The following is a 21,252-nucleotide window of genomic DNA, read 5'->3' as shown; positions in this document are numbered from 1 at the left end:
CGACACGAAGGAGTGGAACGTGACCACGACCACCGCAGCATCCGCAGACGTGGCCCAGCGCACGCAGCGTGTGCGCGAAGCCGCACAACGCATCAGGCTCAACGCCCTGCACATGGGGGAGGTGCAGGGGCAGGGGTATGTCGGGCAGGCGCTCGGTGCCGCCGACATCTTCGCCGCGGTCTACATCGACCAGCTGCGCCATCGCCCCGGCGACCCCCGCTGGGCGGGGCGGGACCGCCTGCTGCTGTCCACCGGGCATTACGCCATCGGGTTGTACGCCGCGCTCGCCGAAGCCGGCATCGTGCCCGTGGAGGAGCTGGACACCTACGGATCGGATGATTCCCGGCTGCCGATGTCGGGCATGGCCAGCTACACCCCTGGCATGGAGATCTCCGGGGGCTCCCTGGGGCACGGCCTCACCGTCGCCGTGGGAATGACCCTGGGGCTGCGGCACCAGGGCAGTGACGCGCGCGTCATCAACTTCCTCTCCGACGGGGAACTCAACGAGGGCTCGACGTGGGAGGCCGCGATGGCGGCGGCATCCCATCAGCTGGGCAACCTCGTCGCGCTCGTCGATATGAACGCGCTGCAGGCCGACGGGCCGACGGCATCCGTCTTGAGTATCGAGCCCGTCGAGGCGAAGTGGGGGTCGTTCGGCTGGCACACCCAGCGGGTGGACGGCAACGACCCCCAGGCGCTCCTCGACGCCTTCGACGCCATCGGTGGGCGGCAGGCCACCGGGGCGCCCCACGTGATCGTGTGCGACACGACGGTCGGGCGCGGCGTACCGCTGCTGGAGCAGCGCGAGAAGAACCACTTCATGCGGATCGACGAGCACGAATGGCCGATCTGCCGCGAACAGCTGATCACCGGATTCAAGGGAGCATCACGATGAGCACCACAGCACCCAGGCTGAAGACGTCGGCGATGATCGCCTCGTTCGCCGATGCGGGTCAGAAGACCGCCCCGACTCCGTTCGGGCACGCGCTCGCACGGCTCGGCGACAGCGACGAGCGTGTCGTCGGACTCAGCGCGGATCTGGCCAAGTACACCGACATGCACATCTTCCGCCAGGCTCACCCCGAGCGCTTCTTCCAGATGGGGATGGCCGAGCAGCTGCTCTTCGGGGCGGCGGCGGGCATGGCCGAGGTGGGCCTCGTGCCCTTCGCCTCCACCTACTCGGTCTTCGCGAGCCGACGGGCGTACGACTTCATCTGCCTCGACATCGCCGAGCCGAACCTCAACGTCAACGTCGTCGGCGGGCTCCCTGGCCTCACGACCGGGTACGGGCCCAGTCACCAGGCGACCGAGGACATGGCGATCTTCCGGGGCATGCCGAACCTCACGATCGTCGACCCGTGCGACTCCGTCGACATCGAGCAGGCCGTGCCGCAGCTGGCGGCCGCGCCCGGTCCCACTTATCTGCGGCTGCTGCGAGGCAGCGTGCCCACGGTGCTCGATGAGTACGACTACACGTTCGAGCTGGGTAAGGCCAAGGTCCTGCGCCCCGGAGCCGACGTCGTCTTCGTCTCGAGCGGGCTCATGACCATGCGCGCGCTGCAGGCCGCCGAGCGGCTCGCGGCCGACAGGATCGATGTCGCGGTCGTGCACGCGCCCACCATCAAGCCCTTCGACGAGGACACCGTCGTGCGCGAGCTCGACACGCCCCGTCTCGCGGTGACCCTGGAGAACCACACGGTCGTCGGCGGCCTGTTCGAGACGGTGGCGTCCGCGTTGGTGCGTCGTGGCGTCGTGCGCCGGGTGGTGCCCGTGGCGCTGCCCGACCGGTTCCTCGATGCCGGCGCCCTGCCGACCCTGCACGAGCGCTACGGACTGTCGACGGATGCCATCGTCGCGCGGGTGCGCGGGGAGCTGCGCGCGGCGGGGTAGGGGCGGGGTGTCAGGCCTCGCTCAGTACCAGCCGACCGACTGCGAGTGACCCCACGCGCCGCACGGCGAGCCGTAGCGACCCGAGATGTAGCCGAGGCCCCAGGCGATCTGCGTGGCGGGGTTGGTCTGCCAGTCGGCGCCGGCGCTGGCCATCTTGCTGCCGGGAAGGGCCTGAGGAATGCCGAAGGCGCCGCTCGAGCGGTTGTGCGCCTGGTAGTTCCAGCCCGACTCCTTGTTCCACAGCGACACGAGGCATCCGAACTGGTCCTCGCCCCAGCCGTAGCCGGCGAGCATTCCGCGCGCCGTCGCCTGCGCGTCAGCGGGGCTCGTGCCGCCCACGGCGCCGCCGGTCGCATAGTTCGGGGTGGGGGCGGCGGCGGTCGAACCCGACGAAGTCGGCCGGGCCGACTGCGCTTCCGCGGCGGCGGCTGCTGCAGCGGCGGCCGCGGCCGCTTCGGCCTCGAGGCGGGCCTTCTCTGCGGCGACGCGCTCGGCCTCGGCGGCGATGGCCGCGTCGAGCCGCCCGCGCAGGCCGGCGGCCGCCTCGGTGACCTCGGCTGCCTCGGCATGCACGTCGTCGATGGCATCCTCGAGGTCGGCGAACTCGAGCGCCTGTGCGCGCTGCAGCTCTTCGACCTCGGACTGCAGTGCTGCGGTGTCGACAGAGGTGACGGGCGAGCCGATGTCGAGTCCCGATGCCGCGATGTCCGCGGCCACGGTCTGCGAGTGCGTCATGGCGACCTGGGCGACCGCGATGGCCTCATCGGCGGCCGAGACGACGTCGCTGGGCGTCGACGCCTCGGGGGCGTCGGGGTGCAGCGGCGTGATCGACGATGCGAGGACGAAGGTCGGCGCGGTGGCGCTCAGCGCCTGGGCGGTGGATACGGGCGTTCCCGTGGAACACGCGGCGGCTGCGAGGCCGACCACAAGCGTCGCCGCCACCAGAATTGGGCGACGTCGCGAGCGGCGTTCGGTCTGGCGGTTGGTGCGGCGGGAGTGCTGGACAGTCGGGTCTGAAAGCAAGAGAAAACCGGTTCCGTATGTCGAGGGCGCGCCGGTTGTGGCGCATCGCAATCCGTTCGGGCGGATACAAGTGCCCGAGTTTGGTTGCCTTTTCTGGACGGTTCCGGTGCGTTACCTGAACGTTACCTGGGAGTCGAGCGGCGAAAACGCGTGGTCAGACCCCGCTTTCGCCGGTCGCTCACAGCGATCTAGGCGAACCGCACCCAGTTGGCGCCGATGCCGGTTTCTGCGCGGTGTCGCAGGTTGAGATCGTCGCCGTCGATCGTGTACAGGGACACGGTCGTCGAGCGCTCGCCCGCCGCCACGAGGTACGCGCCGTCGGGGCTGACGTCGAATCCGCGCGGCTGCGGCTCGGTCACGGTGAACCGCTCAGGCGCCGACACCGACCCGTCGGCGGCGACGGAAACCGCGCCCAGCGTGCTCTCGGTGCGCTCCGAGCACCATAGCCGCCGCCCGCCGTCGGAGAAGTGCAGATCGGCGCCCCAGATGTAGTGGTTCGCCATCGGGTCGGCGCCGAACTCGCTGTGGCCGAGGCCCTTGGTGGTGTCGTACGCGGTCGTGGCATCCTGCAGCGTCAGCGCGCCCGTCTCGGTGTCGCGCGCGTAGTGCAACACCTCGCCGGAGAACTCGGTGAGGACGTACACGGCATCCTGCGCGTCGTTGAGCACCAGGTGACGCGGCCCGCTGCCGGCGGGAGCGGGCACCGTCTCGGGCTCGAGCGGCACGAGGGCCAGGTCGTCGGCCAGCGCGTACTGCGCGACGAGATCTGCGCCGAGCGAGACGAAGTACGCGAAGCGGCCGTCGGCGCTGGGGAGCACCGAGTGCAGGTTCGGGAACGCGATGCGCGACACCGGTTCACCCACCACACCGTCAGCGATCGTGCAGGTGATGCCGAGCCCGCCGCTGTATGACGCGGCGAGCAGGCCGGTGCCGCCGCGGGTGAGCGCGACGTAGTTCATGCTGCCCGGCACGTCGCGGCGCGAGCGCGGGGCGAGCTGACCGGTTTCGCGGTCGAGCGAGAGAGTCAGGATGCCGGCGGATTCGCCCTCGGCATCGCCCTTGACCGCCGCATAGACGAGGTCGCGCTCGGCGTCGACGGCGAAGGTGGAGCAGCCCGTCAGCCCGCCGGTGACGGCGAGGCGCTCGAGCTCGCCGTCGGCGAGCCGGAACGTGCTGATGGAGCCGTCACCGGCGTTGGCGACGAGGACGAGGCGCGTGTCGGTCGAGTCGGTCATGTGTCGATCGTAGGAGGCCGGGTGGATTGCGGTGGAGAGGTTGCGCGGGGCTGCGCGGGCGTTTCGTCTCGCTTCGCCCGCTCAACGACCGGGCTCAGTGACCGGGCGTGCCGCCGTCGAGCCGATGCCCCTGCACGGCGTCGTACGTGCGGCGCAGCAGCTCGCCGGCGCGGTCGATCTCGCCCTGCAGCAGCCGCACCACCACGAAGTCGACGATCGCCATCTGCGCCAGCCGGCTCGACATCGCCCCGGTGCGGTAGCGCGATTCCCGCGCGCTCGTCACCAGCAGATGGTCGGCGACGTCGGCGATGGGGGAGTCGGGGTAGTTCGTGATCGCCACCGTCGTGGCGCCGCGCTCGCGCGCGAGCGCCAGCACCTGGTTGGCTTCGAGCGTCTGCCCGGAGTGCGAGATCGCCACCGCCACCCCGCCCGGCCCGGTCAGGGCGAACGACGTCAGGGCGAGGTGCGCGTCGGACCAGCAGAACGTCGGCACGCCGATGCGGTGCAGCTTCAGCTGCAGGTCTTGTGCCGTCAGCCCGCTCGACCCGGCCCCGAATGCGTCGATGCGGTGCGCGCCCCTGATTGCGGCGACGACGGCATCCAGCGCCTCGAGGTCGAGGCTGCGCGCGGTCTCCTCGATCGCGCGCGCCTCTTCGTAGGCCACCTTCGTCACCACGTCGAGCGCCGAATCGGTCGCGTCGATGTCGGCGTCGTCGACGCGGAACAGCTCGCGCGCGGCCTGCTCGCGACTGTGGGCCGCCGCGATCGCGATGCGGAAGTCCTTGTACCCGCCGAATCCGACCGCCCGGCAGAACCGCGCCACCGACGCGGGCGACGTGTCGGCGAGCTCGGCCAGCCGCGTGATCGACGACTCGACCACCACCGACGGCTGGTCGAGCACGACGTCGGCGATGCGCCGTTCGGCCTTGGACAGCGACGGCATGTGCTGACGCAGTGAGACGAAGACGTCGGTCATCGGTGGTCTCCCCAGGCCGCCGCGGCGGCATCGGTGACCCGGCGACGCATCGCCTGGATCGGCTCGGCCGAGGTGCGCTGCGGATGCACCCGGTTGGTCAAGAACACTACCGACCGCCGCCCCCGCGGCTCGGTCGCGACGGCGGTGCCCGTGAAGCCGGTGTGGCTCACGGTGGGCCGCCGCAGTCCACCCGTCCACGTCTCGTCGATGCGCGGCCCGAGCGCCTGCCCGTACCCGTCGTCGGCGACGGCGACCGGTGTGGTCATCGCCCGCGCGACGGATGCCGGCAGCGCACTGTCACCGGGCGGCAGGCGCAGCGCCTCGGCGAGGCGCAGCAGGTCGCGCGCGGTGCCGAAGAGGCCCGCGTTGCCGGCCACCCCGCCGAGCGCCCAGGCGGTCTCGTCGTGCACCTCGCCCTGCACCATGCCGCGCGCCGGGTCGGTCTGGAACTCGGTCGCCGCGACGCGGTCGCGCAGCACCGCGGGCGGCCGGAATCCCGATTCGCGCATCCCCAGCGGCGCGAGCACGCACCGCTCGGCCAGCACGTCGAGCGAGGCGCCCCCCAGCGCCTCGGCGGCCAACCCCGCCCAGATGTACCCGACGCACGAGTACCGGTGCGCGCCCGGGGCGTCGACGCGCCGCGCCCCGGTCCGGAACCGCGCCGCGCCGGGGTCGGGGGAGCGGTCGTGCCATTCGGGCGGGAACCCCGCGGTGTGACTGAGCAGGTGCGCCACGGTGACGTTCTGCAGCGAAGGCTCTGCGAATTCCGGCAGCACCTGAGCCACGGGCAGCGACGCGTCGCCGCCGCGCTCGTGCAGCAGCGTCAGCAGCGTCGCCGCGGTCACGAGCTTGGTGATCGAAGCGAGGTCGAAACGGGTCGCGGCATCCGCTTCTGGCCACGCCTCGGCGGCCGGGGCGCCCTCCGCGTCCCACGCGCGGGTGCGGCCGACGGCGTGCTCGGCCACCACCTCGCCGTCGATGGCGATGAGCAGTGCGGCGGCAGGGAAGACGCCGTCGTCGAGGCCCGCCCGGAGGACCGCATCGATGTCGTTCTCGTTACGCACATGAAAAAAATAACCGAGAACCTTTGCAAGGGCGACAGTTTTGTCCATACTGGGTTCTCGACCACCCGATGACGTGTTAGGACGAGTCCGGCCGATGCCTGTGCACCCCCTTCCGCTGCCTCCCACCGAGCTGCGCCTCGACGCGTCGACCCACCTCGACGCCCTGGCCAGTCTCGAGGTGCTGCGCCTGCTCAACGCGCAGGACCGGGTGGCTGTCGACGCGGTCGAGGCGATCCTGCCGCAGCTGGCCGAGGTGGTCGACGTCGCCGCCGAGCGGTTCCGCCGCGGCGGCACAGTGCACTACTTCGGCGCGGGCACGTCGGGGCGCCTGGGCGTGCTGGATGCCGCGGAACTGCTGCCCACGTTCAACCTCGAGCCGGAACGGGTCATCGGCCACATCGCCGGGGGACCGGCGGCGCTCGTGAAGGCGGTGGAGGATGCCGAGGACTCCGAGGCCGCCGGCCGTGCCGACGCCGCGGGCCTCGGCCCCGACGACGTCGCCATCGGCCTGGCCGCGAGCGGCAACACCCCTTACGTCGGCGGCGCACTCGCCGCCGCGCGCGACGGCGGCGCCTACACCGTGCTCGTCTCCAGCAACCCGCAGGCCGCCCTGGCGCCGCTCGCCGACGCGAACATCGTCGTCGACACCGGACCGGAGGTGCTCACCGGCTCCACGCGACTGAAGGCCGCCACGGCCGAGAAGCTCGTGCTCAACGGCTTCTCCACCGCGCTCATGGTCGCCGTCGGGCGGACGTGGTCGAACCTCATGGTGTCGGTCGTGGCCACCAACGCCAAGCTGCGACTTCGGACCGTGCGCATTCTGCAGCAGGCAGCCGGTCTCGACGAGCAGGCCGCGCGCGACGTGCTCGCCGCCGCCGACGGCGAGCTGAAGACCGCGATCGTCGCCGCGCTCGCCGACGTGGCGCCCACCGATGCCCGTGCCCTGCTCACCGGCAACGACGGGTCCGTGCGCGCCGCGCTCGCCGACGCAGCCCCGCGCACCACCGAGTCGTACCCGACCTGATCACCCACACCGAAGGAGAACCCCATGAGGACACGCTTCCTCACCACCGCCGCGCTCGTGGCGGGGTCCGCGCTCGTGCTCAGCGCCTGCGCGCCAAGCGCGAACAGCGGCGACGACGACACCGCGGCGACCGAAGAGGACGTCACGCTCACCGTCTGGTCGTGGCGCACCGAGGACGTCGAGGCCTACAACACCATCTTCGACGTGTTCGAGGAGCAGAATCCCGGCATCACCGTGGAGTTCGAGGCGTTCCAGAACACCGAGTACAACCAGATCCTCACCACCGGGCTCGCCGGCAGCGACGGACCTGACGTGCCGATGGTGCGCGCCTACGGGCAGTTGCAGCCGAACATCGAGGCCGGCCAGCTCGAGCCCATCGACGGCGAGGTCGAGGGACTCGACGCCATCGCCGAGAGCGTCATCGCCGGCGCGAAGGGCAAGGACGACGGAAAGATCTACGCCGTGCCGCTGGCGACGCAGACGCTGCAGATGTTCTACAACAAGCAGATCTTCGACGACAACGGGCTCGAGGTGCCCACGACGTGGGATGAGTTCATCGAGGTCAACGAGGCGCTGAAGTCCGCAGGCATCACGCCGATGGCCCTGGGCGCCAAGGACGACTGGGTGCTGCCGATGTTCGCCGATGTCATGGGAAGCGCCCGCTACGGCGGGTCGGACTTCGAGCAGAAGGTGCTCGCCGGCGAGACCGACTTCACCGACCCCGACTACGTCGCGTCGCTCGAGATCATCTCGGAGGTGCAGCCGTACCTCACGCCCGACGTCGTGGGTGTCGGCTACACCGACAGCCAGATCCAGTTCACCTCGGGTCAGGCTGCGCAGTTCCCCGGCGGCTCGTTCGAGATCGCGACGTTCCGCAACCAGGCGCCCGACCTCGAGTTCGGCTCGTACCAGGTGCCGCTCCCCGAGGACGCCGTGCTCGACCAGCCCGTCTCGCCCGGTTACGCCGACGGCAACTTCGCGATCAACGCCAAGTCGAAGAACAAGGACGCCGCGTTCACGCTGCTCAACTGGCTGGCAACCCCCGAGTTCGGCCAGCTCGTCGCCGACGAGCTGAACCAGTTCTCGGCGATCCCCGGAGTCACCTATTCCGACGAGGTCATGCAGGAGGCGTGGGACAACTACGAAGCCAGCCAGGCCCCGTACCTGCTGCTGGTGAACTTCCGTTATGGCGAGCCGCTCGGAACCGCCGTGCTCGGCACCGAGATCCAGCGGATGTTCCTCGGCGAGGTGGATGCCGCGGGTGCGGCGGCCAACCTGCAGGCAGGCATCTCGCAGTGGTTCACGCCCGGGCAGTGACCCGCGCCCCCGACGTCGTCAGCTGACGGCATCCATTCAACGAGGAGTGACGAAGACCATGTCCGCCATCGCCCTGCCGAAGGCGCGCCGCAAGCGCGTCACCACCGGCGTGACCCTGTCCCGCCGGGCGGGCATGGTCTTCGTCCTCCCCGCGCTCGTGCTGTTCGCGGTGTTCATCGCCTATCCGCTGTTCACCGCGCTCAGCTACTCGTTCTTCTCGTGGACGGGCATCGTCCGCGGCGACTTCGCCGGGGTCGACAACTACGTCACGCTGTTCACCAAGCTGCCTTACAGCACCGACATCCCCAACGCCTTCGTCCACAACCTGATGCTGTTCTTCGGGGCGATGGTGTTCCAGAACACCGTCGGGCTGGGTCTCGCGGTGCTGCTGCACCGGATGGGCCGGCTCAAGCGGTTCTTCCAGACGATGTACACGCTGCCCTACCTGGTCTCGCCGCTGGTGATCGGCTACCTCTGGTCGCTCATGCTGTCGCCGCTGTTCGGTCCGGTCAACGCGGTGCTGCGCGCGGTGGGGCTCGAGCAGTTCGCACAGCCGTGGCTGGGCAACCCGCAGACGGCGATCTGGGTGGTCGTGTTCGTGACCGCTTGGCAGTGGATCGGGTTCCCGGTGCTGCTGTACGGCGCAGCGCTCGGCGGAATCCCGCAGGAGCTCGATGAGGCCGCGTCGCTCGACGGCGCGACGTCGTGGCAGCGGTTCCGCTCCGTCACGCTGCCGCTGATGATCCCCGCGATCGGCACCGTGAGCGTGCTGACCTTCATCGGCGCGATGGAGGCCTTCCCGATCCCGTACGCCCTGGGCGGTTCGCAGGGCAACCCCGCCGGCGCCACCGACGTGCTGAGCCTGCTGTTCTACCGCACCGCCTTCGAGTCGGGGTCGTCGAACGCGATCGGCACGAGTTCGGCGATCGCGACCCTGCTGTTCCTCTTCATCTTCGGCATCGCGGTGGCCTTCACCGTCATGCTGCGCCGGGCAGAACGGAAGCTCTTCTGATGACCGCCACGCTCACCCCCACGACACGCTCGCGGCGCGCGGCATCCGCCGCCGGGGAGGCGCCCCGCAACCGCCCCCGCGCCACGGCGGGCGGGTTCGCCGCCAGCACGTTCCTGTGGCTGTACGCCGCGATCTCGATCGCGCCGCTGCTGCTCATGGTGTCCAACTCCCTGCGTACGACGCAGGACATGGCCCAGCACCCCCTCGGCCTGCCGCTGCCGCCGAACTTCACCAGCTACCAGAAGGCGTGGGTGACGGCGTCGTTCGACACCTACTTCTTCAACTCCATCTTCGTCACCGTGGCATCGGTCGTCCTGTCCACCGCCGTGTCCCTGCTGGCCGCGTACGCCTTCGCGCGCACGCGGTCGCGCATCTTCACCACGCTCGAGGGACTGTTCCTCTCGGGCCTCATGCTGCCGGTGTACCTGGCGATCCTGCCGCTGTTCTTCCTGCTCGACTCGGTCGGCATGATCTCCAACCTGTGGGGCCTCATCCTGGTGTATGCCGCTCTCGGCATCCCTTTTTCGACCTTCGTGCTGGCGGCGTTCTTCCGGCAGCTGCCGATCGAGCTCGACGAGGCTGCCCGGTTGGACGGGGCCGGACCCTTCGCAACCTTCTGGCGGGTCCACCTGCCGCTGGTCAAACCCGCGATCGCCACGGTCATCGTCTTCCGATTCGTGCCGGTATGGAACGACTTCTTCTACCCGCTGATCCTCATCCGCGACCGTGACGCGTACACGCTGCCGGTAGGCATCACCCGGTTCTTCGGTGAGTACCAGACCGACTGGGCGACCCTCTTCGCGGGGCTGACGCTGGCGACGATTCCGCTCGTCGTGCTCTTCCTCTTCGCCACCAAGCAGATCGTGTCGGGCCTGACCGCGGGCATGAGCAAGTGACGTCGTTGCTCGGGCTCGACATCGGCGGTTCGGGGAGCCGGGTCGGGTTGCGCCTCGAGGGTGCGCCCTCGGGGGAGCGTCTCGAGTTCTCGGGAGAGCGCATCGGCGTGACGGATGGGGGCAGCACGGTGCCGGGCGCCGTGACGTCGCTGGTGGCGCGGGCTGCGCAGGAGTGGCCGGAGGTCGTCGCGGAACTCGGCGGCGTCGGGGTGGGCGCGACGGGTCTGGCGACCCTGGTCGCCGAGCCGGAGCGGTTCGCCGCAGCCCTGTCGGCCCAGCTTCGTGAGCTGACCGGGCGGCCGGTGGCGGTGGCCGTGGCCGTGGATGCCGTGACCGCGCATCTGGGCGCGCTGGGCGGCGAAGCCGGGGCGATCGTGGCGCTCGGGACCGGTGCGATCGCCTTCGGCACGGACGGCCGCGACGTCTGGCGGCGGGTGGACGGGTGGGGGCACCTGCTGGGCGACCGCGGCGCCGGCGCCTGGGTCGGCCTGCAGGGACTCATCGCGGCGATGCGCGCCTATGACGGAGTGGATGCCGCAGGCTCCGAACTGCTGCGGGCGGCCCGGGAGCGACTCGGTGATCCGGTCACCTGGCCGTCGCAGCTGTACACCCGGCCGGATCGCGCCGGCGTGCTGGCATCCTTCGCTGCCGATGTGCTGGCACTGGCAGCCGCCGGTGACGCTTCGGCAGCGGCGATCGCGGCAGAGGCGGGGCGGGAGGCCGCGCGCAGCGGCGTCGCCGCGCTCGAGGGGTCGCTGCCTGCGGTGATCGCGACCACCGGGGGAGTGTTCCGTGCCGGGGGCCTGCTGGCGCAGGCGTTCGAGCAGACGGTCGCGGAGCTGCGTCCCGACGCTCGGGTGCAGCCGGCTGTCGGAGACCCGCTGGACGGCGCGCTGTTGTTGGCTCAGCGCGCGCGGGCGGGTGCGATCGCTACGCACGCGCCGTATGTCTGGGTCGGGGGCGGGACGGACTAGGGGGCTCCGTCCCGCCCTCGGCCCGGTCGGTGGGGGCGCTTCGTCTCGCTTCGCTCGCTCGCTCAGCGACCGGGGGTGGGGGGAGGGGCTGCTGACGCGCCGGCATCCGTCGGCGGCGTAGCCTGAAGCGATGCCTGTTCCGGACGCCCCTCACACCGCGCGCGCACAGCTGGCCGCGCTCGCCGCTGACGTGGAGCGTCGTCGGCGCAGCGAGCCGACCGTCGTGCCGTCGTTCGGGCCGCTCATCGATCTCCCCGTCGCACCCGGATCACGGCCCGCGGCGGTGCTCATCCTCTTCGGTGTGCTGGATGCCACGCCCAGCGAGCGCGCCGCCGCCGACACCGCGGTCTCGCGCGACCTCGACGTGCTGCTGCTCGCTCGGGCGGCGACCCTGCGGTCACACCCCGGGCAGGTCGCGTTCCCCGGCGGCCGGGTCGATCCTGAGGACGACGGGCCTGTCGCCGCGGCCCTGCGCGAGGCACAGGAGGAGACGGGCGTCGACCCGGCCGGGGTCGAGGTGCTCGGCGCGCTCGAGACCATTCCGCTGGCATTCTCGCGACACCTCGTCACCCCGGTGCTCGGGTGGTGGCGGCATCCGTCGCCCGTGCACGTCGTCGACGAAGGCGAGTCCGCAGCTGTCTTCCGCGCGCCCGTGGCCGACCTGCTGAGCCCGGCCAACCGCGGCGTCACGGTGCTGCGCGACGGCGCGCGCACGATGCGCGGGCCCGCCTTCCACGTCGGTCAGGGTCCCGAGGCGCACCTCGTGTGGGGGTTCACGGCGATGGTGCTCGACGTGCTGTTCGACCGCCTCGGATGGACCGAGCCGTGGGATGCCACGCGCGAGTTGCCGCTGGAGCGCCCGCCGCGGTGAGGCAGTAGGGGCGGGTTCCCTCCCCGGCTCGGGGGTCGCCCGACCCATGCACAGCTTACCGGCCACTATCGAACAAATGTCCGACGGTGGCGGCATGATGAGGGCATGACCTTCCTCACCGAGTTTGCGACGAGAGCGCAGGCTGTCAGCGGCCACCGCGACCTCGACGTCGTGCCCGGTGAGCTGTTGGCGGCGGTGCGCGCTCTGTCCGATGACGACGTGCTGGCCGTGTTCGAAGAGGCCGCCGCCGTCATGGGCTGCCTCGAGCGGCTGACGGTCGTCACGGCCGCGGTCATCGCCGAGCGGTCCGCCGCGCCGCACGGCGGGCTGGCCGGCACACGCGGCCATCGGTCGCCGGTCGCCCTCATCCAGGAGATCACGGGCGGGTCGCGCGCGGATGCGACGCGGGCGGTGCGCGTGGGCGCGTCGCTGCTCGACGACGCGTGCGGTGCGGGCTCCACCGGTGACGGCGGCGAGGACGAGCGGACGCCGCACGCCGCGATCGCACCGTGGCATGCCGACCTGCGCCAGGCCATGCTCGCGGGGGTGGTGACCACCGCGCAGCACGACGCGATCCGCCGAGGGCTCGGCGAACCGCCGGACTCGGACGACGCGAAAGCGGTCTGGGCCGTCGCCGCAGAGCAGCTCATGGGCGAGGTGCCGGGGCTCCCGGTGGAAGAGGTGGTCAAGCGGGCGCGAGCAGTGCGGGACGCGCTGGACCCCGCCGGTGCCGAGGACCGGTTCGCGCGGCGGTTCCAGGGACGGTCTTGGCGCATGTGGACGGACGGCGAAGGCGTACACCACGCCCGCATCGACTTCGACGACGAGATGTTCGCGTGGGTCGACTCGATCATCGGTGCGGCACTGCGTCCGCGCCGAGGCGGTCCGCGGTTCATGACCGAGGCCGAGCGGGCCGACGCCGATTCACTCGTGCGCGATGGGCGCACGAACGAGCAGCTGACCTACGACCTCATGATGGACGTCGTTCGAGCGGGGGCTCTGGCCTCGGCCGAGGACGTGTTCGGGGCGCGTCAGCCCGGTGTGCGGCTGGTAGCGGTGCGGGATGCCGTCGGCGCGCGTGACGCGTTCGGGCGTCTCCTGGGCGTCGCGCGCGTCGAGGACGGGGGTGCGGCACTGCCGGGTTCGGTGCTCGACAAGGCGCTGTGCGAGACCGCCAGGGTGCTCGTGAGCGTCGACGGCGCCGGGAACCCGCTCGATGTCGGGCGCGAGCAGCGACTGTCCACGGCGAAGCAGCGGCTCGCCCTCGCCGCCCGTGACGGCGGATGCATGTGGCCCGGCTGCGACCGCCCACCCTCGTACTGCGAAGCGCACCACAGCGACCACTGGTGCGCGGAGCAGGGCCGCACCGACGTCGACCGCGGAATCCTGCTGTGCCGGTTCCATCATCTGCTCCTGCACAACCAGGGGTGGAAGATCACGCGCGACGGGCGGGGACCGTTCCTTCTTCATCCGCCCGGCGGCGAACCCATCGTGCTGCGGTCGAAGTCGCCGGTGCGGTGGGCGTGGGACCCACCCCCCGATCGCGCGGGCTGGCGCGCCGCGTTGACCGAGGCGCATCCGCGACCGGACAGATCAGCCGAGGTCGTCGGCGGGTGGGCGTGTCAGCAGGGGCTCGATGTCGAGGGTCAGGTCGATGATCTGCCGCAGCAGCCCGCCGAGCGTCGTTGAATGCAGCAGCGTGAAGCGGTCCAGCTCACCCAGCGGGGCGATCGCGGCGAGCTGCCACGAGGACTCGACGGGGTCGGGGGAGAGCTCGGTCTCGGCATCCCACCGCACGTTCTCATCGTCGGCGGCGCGCGCGAGCACCCGCCGCACGATGCTCTCGGCCTCGTCGCGCAGCGGCGTCAGCGCGTCGGACCACTCCAGCGGCGGCACGGGCGACACCTCCGCCACCGGGTACGGGTCATCGGGCAGCCACCGGTCGACGGTGATGCGCTCGGCGCCGACGGCCACCACCTGCAGGTCGGTCGCGGTGGGGGCCACGCGCACGAGGCGCGCGATCGTGCCGATGCCGCTGCGCTGCTCGCCGCCGCCGGCCTCGGGACCGCGCTCGATGAGCACGACGCCGAACTGGGGCTCCTCCTCGTCGAGCAGGCGCCCGATCATCGTGAGGTAGCGCGGCTCGAAGATGCGCAGCGGCAGCGGCGTGTAGGGGAGCAGCACGCTGCCCAGCGGGAACATCGGCACGCCGGTCATGGCGACAGTCAACCACCGGTGCGCGCCGCGGGAGCCCTAGCGGCGCATCTCACCGCATTCATACAGTGAGGCCATGACCCACCCCCGCCCCGATCCCGTCGACCCCGGCCAGGAATCGGTCTGGGACTACCCGCGCCCGCCGCGCATCGAGCGCGTCGACACCCCCGTGACGATCGACTTCGGCGGCGTACGCATCGTCGACACGACCGACGTCGTTCGGGTGCTGGAGACGAGCCACCCGCCGGTGTACTACCTGCCGATCGCGGCGTTCGCGCCGGGCTCCCTCGTCCCCACGGACGGCAGCTCGTACTGCGAGTTCAAGGGCGCGGCGGGGTACTTCGACGTGCGCGGCGGAGACCGCGTCGCCCCGCGCGCGGCGTGGAACTACCCTGACCCGTCGCCGGGCTACGAGCTGCTCACCGACCGGGTCGCGGTGTACGCCGGCCCGATGGACCGGTGCACGGTCGACGGCGAGACGGCGGTGCCGCAGCCGGGCAGCTTTTACGGAGGCTGGGTGACCTCGTGGGTGCGTGGGCCGTTCAAGGGCGTGCCCGGCTCGATGGGCTGGTGATCCGGGGGTGTGGGTGCCGGCTCCCCGGGCCGGCACCCGTGCCGATCCCCCCGAACCGGCACCGCACACGCTACGGCGACCCTCCGACATCGGCCCGCACCGTCGCGCCCGACGAAGCCCGGTGGCATCATCGGGCCATGACCCGCTACGCGATCGACGCGCCGACGGTCCTGCGGCTGATCGAGGAGGACGCGGTACTCGGGGCCGGGCACTCCCTGGTCGCGCCGAGCGTCCTGCGCACCCACGCCCTCTCGCTGCTCTACCAGCAGGTCCGCGCCGGCGCGCTGGACGAGCGGGTCGCCCTCGCGCGGCTGGAGCGTCTGGCCGAGCTGAAGATCCGGCTGCTCGGCGACCGCGTCTCCCGCGCCACGGCGTGGAAGCTCGCCACGCGCCTCGGCTGGCCCGACACACCGCCGGCGGAGTACCTCGCCGTCGCCGTGCTGCAGGCGGACCTTCTGGTCACGGAAGATCCGCACCTGCGCAGCGGCGCCGAGGACCGCGTGGCGCTGGCCCCCTACGAGGCGCTGCTGCGCTGAGGCGCCTCCGAGTCGGTGCGGGCCGAGTTCGGCGGACCCGTGCTCAGTCGGGGGCACCGAAGCGGGCGAGCAGGCGCACGAGCGTCGGCAGCCCGCGGGAGGTCGCGGGTTCGCCGGTCGCCTCCTCGATCGTGGGGGTGGCATTGCCATCGCCCTCCCGCTCGTTGACGGAAACGACCCAGCCTTCCCCGGCATCCACCACCCGGCACCGGCGGTGCGCGGCGACGCGCGCCAGCTCCGCATCGTCGGGATCGATGCGGCCGCCGGCGTGGAAGGACACCTCCCGCCGGCTGGCGTCGGGCTGCTCGGCGTGCGCGTCGACGATGCGCGCGATCTCCGACAGCGGCAGCGCGCAGCCCGCGCGGCGTAGGCCCGTGCGGGCCTCGAGCGCCCGCACCGCGTAGGCCACGACTGCGGCGGGGTCGTCGGCCCGGAAGACCACGGTGCCGTTGCTCTGGAACGTCACCGCGTCGGGCACGCCCGCATCGGCGAACGCGGCGAGGATGTCGGCCGTGGACGGATGCCCGCGCTGCCCCTGATTGACGTTGCGCAGCAAGCCGACCCACTCGTCCACGATCTGGATGCTACGACCGACCGCCGCCGCCGGCCAGGCCGAGAAGGGTCGGAACGGGAGGGTCAGCGCGCGGCGGCAGCCGCCACCGCCGCGGCCACCTGGTCGTAGGTCGCCGAATCGAACGCCACGATCCGCACTTCTTCGACCGCGGTGTCGGCGCCGGCGATCGTCTCGACGGCGGCGGCGATGGCATCCGCCTTCGGCCACCCGTAGATGCCGGCGCTCACGAGCGGAAAGGCCACGGACCGGGCGCCCAGCTCGTCGGCCACCTGCAGCGACCGGCGATAGCACGACACCAGCAGCGCCCGGTCCCGCTCGCCCGCGGCGTAGTTCGGGCCGACGGTGTGGATCACCCACCGCGCCGGAAGGTCGCCTGCGGTCGTCCAGCCCGCGTCGCCGGTCGCCAGCCCGTGGGGGAACCGGGCGATGCAGTCGCGCAGGATCTCGGCGCCGCCGGCACGGTGGATCGCGCCGTCGACGCCACCGCCCCCGCGCATCGCGTTGTTCGCGGCGTTCACGATCGCGTCCACCCGCTGCTCGGTGATGTCGCCGCGCACCGCGATGATCCTGGTCATGAGGCCAGTGTCACCCACGACGGCGCCGCTCGGCGAGCCCCAGAGCGACCTGCGCGGCGCGAGCCCGCCGTGGTATCCGTTGAGGGACGGAAGGGGCACCATGCCCGCAACGCCCAGCGCCGACCTCCCCGACCTCGCCGGCCGCACCGCCCTCGTCACCGGCGCGAGCGACGGAGTCGGTCTCGAGGTCGCCCGCGCGCTCGCCGCCGCCGGTGCCCACGTCATCATGCCGGTGCGCAACCGCGATAAGGGAAGCCATGCGATCGCCCGCATCCGGGGCAGCGTCCCCGACGCGAGCCTCGAGCTGCGCGACCTCGACCTCGCCCGCCTCGACTCAGTCTCGGCGCTTGTCGCCACGCTGTCCGCCGAGCGCACCCCGATCCACCTCTTGCTGGCGAACGCCGGCGTCGTGCTCTTGGGCGACCGCCGGCGCCACCTCACCGCCGATGGCTTCGAACTGCACTTCCAGACCAACTTCCTCGGACAATTCGCACTCATCGTGGGGCTGCTCCCCGTTCTGCAGCCGGCGCGAGCGCGCATCGTCCTGCAGACCAGCCTCGCAGCGGCGTTCAGCCGCATCGACTGGTCCGACCTGCAGCTGGAGCGCCGTTATGGCGCATTCCGCGCCTACGGCAGGTCCAAGCTCGCGCTCTCCCTCTTCGGCACCGAGCTCGCACGTCGCAGCGCGGCGGGAGGGGGAGCCGTCACCGTCGCCCAGTCCCACCCTGGGGTCGTCCCCGCGACCGCGATCGCTCCGGACATCCGCCGCCGCGTCCCGCCCCAGCTCGTGCGGCTCGCGACCGCCCACCTCGGCAACCCGCTGCCGCTCGCGCCGCTCCCAGCCCTGCAAGCTCTGACGGCGGATGCCGCACAGGGCGACTTCTTCGCACCCTGCGGGCTCCTGCAGATGGCGGGTGCGCCGCGACCGCGGCATCCGTTCCCCCGCGCCCGAAAGAGAGAGGATGCCGAGCGCCTCTGGCGGGTGGCCGAGGAGCTGCTGCAGAAACCCGCCCGCGACGGGGTGCCCCTGCACTAGCGTCGAGCCCGTGACCACCCGGCTCACGCTCGACCAGGCCCGCCGCATCGCTGTGCGCGCGCAGCTTCTCGACGCGCAGCGACCGGGTGACGTGGTCGAGGTCGCCGAGCAGATCGGCGAGATCAAGATCGACCCGACCGCCACGATCGCCCCCTGCGAGCACACCGTGCTGTGGTCGCGCATCGGCTGGTCGTACGAGGCGGGACAGCTGCGCAAGGCCGTCGAGGGCGACCGCCTGCTGTTCGAGCTCGGGGGAGCGTTCCGACCCATGAGCATGCTGCCGCTGCTGCTTCCCGAGATGAGCCGGTGGCCGCGGCGCGCGAGCTCCCGCCAGTGGCTGGCCGCGAACGACCGGTTCCGATCCGATGTCATCGCGCGCCTGCGCGCCGAGGGCCCGCTGCTCACCGCACGGATTCCCGACACCGCGCAGGTGGTACGGGCGCCGGACGGTTGGTCCGGAGCCAACCCGGTGCCGCACATGCTCGAATTCCTCACGTGGCAGGGCATCGTCGCCGTCGCAGGCCGCGAGGGGCGCCAGCGCGTGTGGGACCTCGCCGAGCGCGTCTACCCGAGCGACCTCCCGGTATACGACGAAGACGAGGCCACGCACCTGCGCCACGAGCGGAAGCTGCAGGCGGCCGGCATCGCGAAGCAGAGCTCCCCGTGGACGCCCGTTGGCGACGCGGGGGAGCCGGTGATGATCGAGGGCAGTACGCGCAAGTATCGGGTGGACCCGGCCGCGCTCGCCGCCGTGGACGAAGACGACGGCGGACGCGTCGCCTTTCTCAATCCCTACGACGTGATGCTGTTCGACCGGCCGCGGCTGAGCGAGATCTTCGGCTTCGACTACGTGCTGGAGCAGTTCAAGCCCAAACCACAGCGTCGGTACGGGTACTTCGCGCACCCCATCCTGATGGGCGACCGCTTCGTCGGCATGCTCGACGCTGCTCTCGACAAGACGCGCGACGTGCTGCGCGTGAACGCCGTGCACGAGCTGGCGCCGTTCGAGCCCGAGGAGCACGAGATGGTGCGCGCCGAGCTCGCCGAGCTGGCCGAGTGGCTGGGTGTCGCCGTCGAGTACGACCAGGAGTGAGGTGCGGCGTTTCGCCTCGCTGCGCTCGCTCAACGACCGGTGAGGATCAACGACCGGGGCGCCACGGGTCGTAATCGACCTCGAGCGGCCCCTGCGCCGGACGCTCGCCCTCGGGCACGTGCTGCAGGTTCACCCGGATCCGGTACCAGAGCGAACTCGACCCCCGCATGCCGTCGACGAGCACGTCGGCGGGGGAGAGCTTCTCGACGACCGTGGGATGCCGCGCCTTCCAGGCATCCAGCCCCGCGAGCGCCTCGTCCTTCGTCGCCGCCCGCGCGATCTCGATGAGCGGCATCGTCGAAACGCGCCGCCCGGCCCCGTCGGCGCCCCGCGGCGCGCGCTCCGCCGGACCCAGCCGCTCGGCCAGCGCCAGCAGCCCCTCGAGCGACCCCGCCGCGTCGTCGATCCCCGCGTGCGGGTCGCCGATCTCGGCGAACCGGGCGCGCACGGTCGGCACGGTGAACTCCTCGGGCCGGCGCACCCGCAGCTCGTCCCACGCCAGCGGCGTCGAGACCCGGGCATCGGGCAACGCCCGCACCGAGTACGCCGACGCGACGGTGCGGTCCTTGGCGTTCTGGTTGAAGTCGACGAAGACGCTCTCGCCGCGCTCCTCCTTCCACCACTGGGCGCTCGCGAGCCCCGGCGCCCGGTCGGCGACCTCGCGCGCCAGGGCCTGCGCAGCCAGCCTCACCGCGGCGAAGTCCTCCGTCGGCTCGAGTCGCACCAGGATGTGGATGCCGCGTGAGCCCGACGTCTTCGGCCACCCGATGAGTCCCATGTCGCCGAGCACGTCCCGCACGACGAACGCGACATCGACGATCTGCTGCCAGTCGACCCCCGGCATCGGGTCGAGGTCGATGCGCAGCTCGTCTGGGTGGTCGAGGTCGCCGGCCCGCACCGCGTGCGGGTTGAGATCGAGGCACCCGAGGTTGACGATCCAGGCCAGCCCCGCGGCATCGCGGATCACCGCCTCTTCGGCGCTCGTCCCCGACGCGTACCGCAGCGTCGCGGTGCCGATCCAGTCGGGGTGGTTCTCGGGCACCCGCTTCTGGAAGAACGGCTCCTTGTCGATGCCCTTCACGAAGCGCTTCAGCACCATCGGCCGGTCGCCGGCGCCGCGCAGCGCCCCCTCGGCGACGGCGACGTAGTACTCGACGAGATCGAGCTTCGTCAGGCCCGGCTCTGCGAACACCACCTTGTCGGGGTGGCTCACGCGCACCTCGTGCCCGTCGACCTCGAGCGTGACCGCGTCGTCTTTCGCTGCCGGCATGCGGTCACGATACGCCCCGCCCGCGTCCGGCGGCCAGACCGAGGAGGGGCGTCGCACCACCCCCGGTGCCATAGGAGCCGCACATGCCTACGATGGGCCTTCTAGGGATTCCGATCCCCAAGCCGAGGCGAAGGGGGCGCACATGGTCCAGGTCCGTGTGGCCGGCGTCGCCCTCGACCCCGACGGGCAGCGGGTCGTGCTGCTGAAGCCGGTCGACGCCCTTCCCGGCGAAGGATCGATCCTGCCCATCTGGATCGGCGCGCAGGAGGCGACGTCGATCCTCATCGCCGTCGAGGGCGCCGTCACCCCCCGCCCGCTTGCGCACGATCTGATGCGCTCGATGGTGACCGCCCTGGGCGCCGAGGTCGACCGCGTCGAGGTCGCCCGCATCGACGACGGCACCTTCTACGCCGAGGTGACCCTCAGCTCGCCCCGGGGCACGCAGGCCATCGACGCCCGGCCGTCGGATGCCATCGCGCTGGCCTCTCGCACCGCGGCGCCCATCTTCGTCGCCGACGACGTGCTCGTCGAAGCCGGCATCCCGGACGTCCTGGCCGTCGACGACGCCGAGGAGAACATCGAGGAGTTCAAGCACTTCATCGACGACGTCGAGCCGGAGGATTTCCGGGAATGACGCCGGTGCGCGCGCCGACCACGGCCCCTACACTCGGCACATGATGTTCGCGAACGTGGGCACGATCGGTGTGGTTCCCGGCAGACGCGCGCAGCTCGTCGATCTGCTCACCCGGCGCAGCGAAGAGCTGCGCCACGTCGGGTGCCTCGCCTACGAGGTCGGCATCAACGATGAAGAGCCCGACACCGTCTTCGTCATGGAGCTGTGGACCAGCGCCGACGCGCACCGGGCATCGCTGGTACTGCCCGAGGTGCAGGCATCCATCGCCGCCGCCGGGCCGCTGATGACGGGCGAGTTCGATGGCTTCCACTTCGACGTCATCGGGTCGCCCCTGCGGGACTGACGGCGTGCGGGCGGCGGTTGGCGGAGGATAGGGGATTCGAACCCCTGAGAGCTTTCACTCAACACGCTTTCCAAGCGTGCGCCATAGGCCACTAGGCGAATCCTCCGTGGCCCCGAAGGGC

General features: G+C 71.5%; 23 protein-coding genes and 1 tRNA gene. 15 read left to right on the top strand and 9 right to left on the bottom strand.

The features are described from left to right. The first annotated feature begins 19 nt into the window (after positions 1 to 19). Both QNO21_RS11235 and QNO21_RS11230 read left to right on the top strand, forming a co-directional pair. Positions 20 to 895, top strand: a complete 876-nt coding sequence (locus QNO21_RS11235; protein WP_257518000.1) for a transketolase — start codon at positions 20 to 22, stop codon at positions 893 to 895. Further along, positions 892 to 1,890, top strand: coding sequence for a transketolase family protein (locus QNO21_RS11230; protein WP_257517999.1), 999 nt, complete (start codon positions 892 to 894; stop codon positions 1,888 to 1,890). Before QNO21_RS11235 ends, QNO21_RS11230 begins: the two co-directional genes overlap by 4 nt. Positions 1,891 to 1,911: 21 nt before the next feature. Here the strand turns inward: QNO21_RS11230 and QNO21_RS11225 are convergent, their stop codons facing one another. From QNO21_RS11225 to QNO21_RS11210, 4 genes are all read right to left on the bottom strand, one after another. Next, positions 1,912 to 2,832 (bottom strand): aggregation-promoting factor C-terminal-like domain-containing protein, encoded by a 921-nt coding sequence (locus QNO21_RS11225; RefSeq protein WP_257517998.1) that lies wholly within the window; start codon positions 2,830 to 2,832, stop codon positions 1,912 to 1,914. A gap of 269 nt (positions 2,833 to 3,101) precedes the next feature. Continuing rightward, positions 3,102 to 4,148, bottom strand: a complete 1,047-nt coding sequence (locus tag QNO21_RS11220) for a lactonase family protein (RefSeq protein WP_257517997.1) — start codon at positions 4,146 to 4,148, stop codon at positions 3,102 to 3,104. 94 nt (positions 4,149 to 4,242) lie between these two features. Next, entirely contained in the window at positions 4,243 to 5,124 is an 882-nt protein-coding gene (locus QNO21_RS11215; RefSeq protein WP_257517996.1) for a MurR/RpiR family transcriptional regulator, read from the bottom strand. Then, entirely contained in the window at positions 5,121 to 6,188 is a 1,068-nt protein-coding gene (locus tag QNO21_RS11210; protein WP_257517995.1) for a serine hydrolase domain-containing protein, read from the bottom strand. The genes QNO21_RS11215 and QNO21_RS11210 overlap by 4 nt, the downstream gene beginning before the upstream one ends. A 94-nt stretch (positions 6,189 to 6,282) precedes the next feature. On the opposite strand from QNO21_RS11210, the gene QNO21_RS11205 reads away from it, so the two are divergent. The 7 genes from QNO21_RS11205 (at position 6,283) to QNO21_RS11175 (ending at position 13,971) form a co-directional block, all read left to right on the top strand. Further along, the gene (locus QNO21_RS11205) at positions 6,283 to 7,212 is read left to right on the top strand and encodes an N-acetylmuramic acid 6-phosphate etherase (protein ID WP_257517994.1); all 930 of its coding nucleotides are present in this window, start codon (positions 6,283 to 6,285) and stop codon (positions 7,210 to 7,212) included. A gap of 24 nt (positions 7,213 to 7,236) precedes the next feature. Further along, entirely contained in the window at positions 7,237 to 8,529 is a 1,293-nt protein-coding gene (locus QNO21_RS11200) for an ABC transporter substrate-binding protein (RefSeq protein ID WP_257517993.1), read from the top strand. 58 nt (positions 8,530 to 8,587) lie between these two features. Beyond that, positions 8,588 to 9,541, top strand: coding sequence for a carbohydrate ABC transporter permease (locus QNO21_RS11195; RefSeq protein WP_257517992.1), 954 nt, complete (start codon positions 8,588 to 8,590; stop codon positions 9,539 to 9,541). After that, entirely contained in the window at positions 9,541 to 10,437 is an 897-nt protein-coding gene (locus QNO21_RS11190; protein WP_257517991.1) for a carbohydrate ABC transporter permease, read from the top strand. The genes QNO21_RS11195 and QNO21_RS11190 overlap by 1 nt, the downstream gene beginning before the upstream one ends. Further along, positions 10,434 to 11,411 carry a BadF/BadG/BcrA/BcrD ATPase family protein gene (locus QNO21_RS11185; protein ID WP_257517990.1) on the top strand — a complete coding sequence of 326 codons (978 nt, stop codon included), beginning with the start codon at positions 10,434 to 10,436 and terminating at the stop codon, positions 11,409 to 11,411. Before QNO21_RS11190 ends, QNO21_RS11185 begins: the two co-directional genes overlap by 4 nt. Positions 11,412 to 11,541: 130 nt before the next feature. Further along, positions 11,542 to 12,282 (top strand): NUDIX hydrolase, encoded by a 741-nt coding sequence (locus QNO21_RS11180; protein ID WP_257517989.1) that lies wholly within the window; start codon positions 11,542 to 11,544, stop codon positions 12,280 to 12,282. A 105-nt stretch (positions 12,283 to 12,387) separates the two neighbouring features. Beyond that, entirely contained in the window at positions 12,388 to 13,971 is a 1,584-nt protein-coding gene (locus QNO21_RS11175) for an HNH endonuclease signature motif containing protein (RefSeq protein WP_257517988.1), read from the top strand. On the opposite strand, the gene QNO21_RS11170 is transcribed toward QNO21_RS11175, so the two are convergent. Continuing rightward, positions 13,876 to 14,499 (bottom strand): LON peptidase substrate-binding domain-containing protein, encoded by a 624-nt coding sequence (locus tag QNO21_RS11170; RefSeq protein ID WP_257515832.1) that lies wholly within the window; start codon positions 14,497 to 14,499, stop codon positions 13,876 to 13,878. The two genes, QNO21_RS11175 and QNO21_RS11170, sit on opposite strands and share 96 nt — an antisense overlap. 73 nt (positions 14,500 to 14,572) lie before the next feature. Here QNO21_RS11170 and QNO21_RS11165 point away from each other — a divergent pair, with 73 nt between their 5' ends. Next, positions 14,573 to 15,070 carry a DUF427 domain-containing protein gene (locus QNO21_RS11165; RefSeq protein ID WP_257517987.1) on the top strand — a complete coding sequence of 166 codons (498 nt, stop codon included), beginning with the start codon at positions 14,573 to 14,575 and terminating at the stop codon, positions 15,068 to 15,070. Between the two features lie 137 nt (positions 15,071 to 15,207). Further along, complete coding sequence (locus QNO21_RS11160) at positions 15,208 to 15,606, top strand: PIN domain-containing protein (protein ID WP_257517986.1); 399 nt, start codon at positions 15,208 to 15,210, stop codon at positions 15,604 to 15,606. A 43-nt stretch (positions 15,607 to 15,649) separates the two neighbouring features. On the opposite strand, the gene QNO21_RS11155 is transcribed toward QNO21_RS11160, so the two are convergent. Further along, the gene (locus QNO21_RS11155; protein ID WP_257517985.1) at positions 15,650 to 16,180 is read right to left on the bottom strand and encodes a DUF1697 domain-containing protein; all 531 of its coding nucleotides are present in this window, start codon (positions 16,178 to 16,180) and stop codon (positions 15,650 to 15,652) included. Between the two features lie 62 nt (positions 16,181 to 16,242). After that, on the bottom strand, positions 16,243 to 16,755 hold the full coding sequence (locus tag QNO21_RS11150; protein WP_257515915.1) for an O-acetyl-ADP-ribose deacetylase: 513 nt from the start codon (positions 16,753 to 16,755) through the stop codon (positions 16,243 to 16,245). A gap of 100 nt (positions 16,756 to 16,855) precedes the next feature. Between QNO21_RS11150 and QNO21_RS11145 the strand changes: the two genes are divergently transcribed. Both QNO21_RS11145 and QNO21_RS11140 read left to right on the top strand, forming a co-directional pair. Next, the gene (locus QNO21_RS11145; protein ID WP_257517984.1) at positions 16,856 to 17,791 is read left to right on the top strand and encodes an SDR family oxidoreductase; all 936 of its coding nucleotides are present in this window, start codon (positions 16,856 to 16,858) and stop codon (positions 17,789 to 17,791) included. Between the two features lie 10 nt (positions 17,792 to 17,801). Then, positions 17,802 to 18,884: a DNA glycosylase AlkZ-like family protein gene (locus QNO21_RS11140; protein ID WP_257517983.1), complete on the top strand. Its 1,083-nt coding sequence runs from the start codon at positions 17,802 to 17,804 to the stop codon at positions 18,882 to 18,884. A 46-nt stretch (positions 18,885 to 18,930) separates the two neighbouring features. On the opposite strand, the gene ligD is transcribed toward QNO21_RS11140, so the two are convergent. After that, on the bottom strand, positions 18,931 to 20,154 hold the full coding sequence (gene ligD / locus QNO21_RS11135) for a non-homologous end-joining DNA ligase (RefSeq protein WP_257517982.1): 1,224 nt from the start codon (positions 20,152 to 20,154) through the stop codon (positions 18,931 to 18,933). 142 nt (positions 20,155 to 20,296) lie between these two features. On the opposite strand from ligD, the gene QNO21_RS11130 reads away from it, so the two are divergent. Beyond that, a complete protein-coding gene (locus QNO21_RS11130; RefSeq protein WP_257516839.1) occupies positions 20,297 to 20,788 on the top strand; it encodes a bifunctional nuclease family protein in 492 nt (163 codons plus the stop codon). A 40-nt stretch (positions 20,789 to 20,828) separates the two neighbouring features. Beyond that, positions 20,829 to 21,131, top strand: a complete 303-nt coding sequence (locus QNO21_RS11125) for a putative quinol monooxygenase (RefSeq protein ID WP_257516840.1) — start codon at positions 20,829 to 20,831, stop codon at positions 21,129 to 21,131. A gap of 18 nt (positions 21,132 to 21,149) precedes the next feature. Here QNO21_RS11125 and QNO21_RS11120 read toward each other — a convergent pair. After that, a tRNA-Ser gene (locus tag QNO21_RS11120) sits at positions 21,150 to 21,237 on the bottom strand. Positions 21,238 to 21,252: the final 15 nt, after the last annotated feature.

Origin of the sequence: Microbacterium sp. zg-Y818, assembly GCF_030246905.1 — a bacterium.
Taxonomy (GTDB): Bacteria; Actinomycetota; Actinomycetes; order Actinomycetales; family Microbacteriaceae; genus Microbacterium.
Note: the sequence above shows the minus strand (reverse complement) of the source record. Positions and strands in the feature narration are given on the sequence as shown.